Source organism: Variovorax sp. Soil_C_12, from assembly GCF_057657375.1.
The window spans coordinates 1-2,583 of sequence record NZ_JBDGIO010000037.1; the positions used below are offsets into that span (position 1 = coordinate 1).

Annotated in this window: 2 protein-coding genes; both read left to right on the plus strand. The window is 67.1% G+C overall.

What is annotated here, in order from left to right; translation table 11 throughout:
- The first annotated feature begins 151 nt into the window (after window positions 1–151).
- Entirely contained in the window at window positions 152–1,759 is a 1,608-nt protein-coding gene (istA, locus tag AC3A6X_RS36315; protein ID WP_487846700.1) for an IS21 family transposase, read from the plus strand.
- Complete coding sequence (istB, locus tag AC3A6X_RS36320) at window positions 1,746–2,510, plus strand: IS21-like element helper ATPase IstB (protein WP_487846701.1); 765 nt, start codon at window positions 1,746–1,748, stop codon at window positions 2,508–2,510. Before istA ends, istB begins: the two co-directional genes overlap by 14 nt.
- Window positions 2,511–2,583: the final 73 nt, after the last annotated feature.

Below are 2,583 nucleotides of genomic sequence, written 5' to 3' on the forward strand. Positions count from 1 at the left end.
CCCCGGCGGCCACCCAAACTCCTCCACCTTTGGCCAGCTTAAATTCCCCCACCCCGGCGGCGCTCTGACGCGCTGAGCGCGGCTTGCGCTGCGCTGGGGTCGGACCAGGCAGGACGTTACTTTCCGCCCTCTCAACTGGGAGGGCACTGGAGTGAACGTCTTGAAGCCGCATCTGCAAACGACCATCTGGACCTTGCTGGCCGCGGGGGCCAGCCAGCGCGAGATCGAACGCGTGACGGGAATCGACCGCAAGACGATCCGTGGCTACCAGAAGCGCTTCGCCGCGGCCGCGTCGAATTCCCCCGGGGTGGCCACCGGCTCGGCAGCGCAAATTCCCCCACCCCGGCCACCGGCCGCGACGGCCGGCCACGCCGGTGCCGTGTCGGCATGCGAACCGCACCGCAGCTTCATCGAAGCGCAACTGCGTCTGCGGCGCAACGCCACGGCCATCTACCAGGATCTGGTCGATCAGTTCGGCTTCGCCGGCGCGTACGGCTCCGTCAAACGCTTTGTAGCCCGGTTGCGCCAGCGCCAGCCCGAGCAATTCGATCGCCTGGAATTCCTGCCCGGTGAGGAGATGCAGGTTGACTACGGCGAGGGCGCGCCCACGCGCGTGCCGGGCACCGAGCGCTATCGCAAGCCGCGCCTGTTCGTGGCGACGCTGCGCTATTCGCGGCGCAGCTTCCGCCGCGTCGTGTGGAAGTCCAGCCAGGAGACCTGGGCCAGATTGCACGAGCAGGCCTGGCGCTACTTCGGCGGCAGTTGCCGCTACGTCGTGCTGGACAACCTCAAGGAAGGCGTGCTGCGGCCAGACCTGTACGAGCCCGAGCTCAATCCCGTGTACGCCGCCACCTTGGCCCACTATGGCGTGGTCGGCGATCCGGCCAGGGTACGCGACCCCAATCGCAAGGGCAGCGTGGAGAACGCCATCGGCCACACGCAGGCCACGGCCCTGAAGGGGCGGCGCTTCGAGTCCCTGGAGGAGCAGAACGAATTCCTGGAGCACTGGGAGCGCAAGTGGGCCGCCCCGCGCATCCACGGCAGCACGCGCCGCCAAGTGCAGGCCATGTTCGAGGAGGAGCGTCCGCTGCTGCAGCCGCTGCCGATGCTGGGCATGCAGTACTTCACCGAGGCCCAGCGCACCGTCTGCGACGACACTTGTGTGCGCATCGATCACAGCAGCTACGCCGCGCGCCCGGCGCCCATCGGCAGCCGGGTGCTGGTGCGTCTGTTCGAGCGCCGAATCGAGATCCGCGACCTCAAGACGCAGGCGCTGCTGCGCACCCACGCGCGCGTCGAACGTCCGGGCACGGTTGTGCTGCCGCAAGACGAGCGTGTGTTCAACCCCTCGCGCGAGACGCGTCGCATCCTCGGCCAGGCCAAGGCGATCGGCCCTGCCGCCGAACGGCTGTGCCAGATGCTGTTCGCCGTCGAGGGGCGGGTGGGTCAGCGCAAGCTGTGGGGCATCGTGAGCCTGGCCAACCGCTATCCGCGGCGCCTCGTGGACTGCGCCTGTGCGCGCGCCATCGTTGATGGCGTGCACAGCTATCGCCACGTCAAGGAGCTGACCGAGAAGTTCGTGGCCGACGCGCTGGCCGCGATCGACACCGTCGACAGCCCGAGGCAAGGCGAGCTCGCATTGACCCAGGAGCATCCGCTGATCCGGCCCGCCGACATCTACGCCGAGCTGTTCGCGCGCTGTGCCGCCCAGCCGTCCCATCTCCCCACCACCGGAGCTCGCAAGCATGACCCTCAATGAGATTGAACGCGCTCTGCGCGATCTGCGCCTGTCGGGCATCGCCGCCACCCTGAACACGCGCGTGATGCAGGCGCAGTCGTCCCAACAGCCCTTCCTGGAGACCTTCGCCGTCATGCTGCAGGACGAACTCGACCGGCGCCACTCGCGGCTGACCGAGCGGCGCTTCAAGCACTCCAGGCTCGAGGAGCGGCTCACGCTGGGCGACTTCGACTGGCGCTTCAACCCCAAGCTGCCGCGTCAGGCCTGCTTCGAACTGCACACCCTCAAGTTCATCGGCGAAGGCGCCAACGCCCTGATCATCGGCAAGCCGGGCACCGGCAAGAGCCACGTCGCCAAGGCCGTGGCCTACCAGGCGACCCTGCAAGGGCACGATGTGCGCTACGTCGAGGCCGACACCGAGTTCGCCCGTTTCGCGCTGTCCACGCCGGCTGAGCAGGCCGCCATGCTGAACGTCTATGTGGAACCCGATCTTCTTGTACTGGACGATCTGTTCCTGGCGCGGCGCATCTCGGACACCAGCGCCGAGGTGCTGCAGTCTGTCGTCCATCAACGCTACAAGCGTCGCAGCAGCATCATCGTCACCTCTAACCGGGTCGTGCAGGACTGGGGCAAGTATCTCGGCGATGCCACCATGGGCACGACCATCCTGGACCGCCTCATGCATCGCGCCGTCATGCTCGAGTTCGAGGGAAAAAGCTACCGACTCAAGGAGGCCGCCGCCCGATTGGCGCTCAATACCGACCATGACTGATCAATAATTCGACCGTCCTGCCTGGAGGAGTTTGCGCGGCCACAGGTGGGGGAATTTGAAGTGGCCATCCGGG

Coding starts and splice junctions, on each gene's coding strand:
- istB (WP_487846701.1), top strand. CDS start 1,746: ATGACCCTCAATGAGATTGAACGCGCTCTGCGCGATCTGCGCCTGTCG.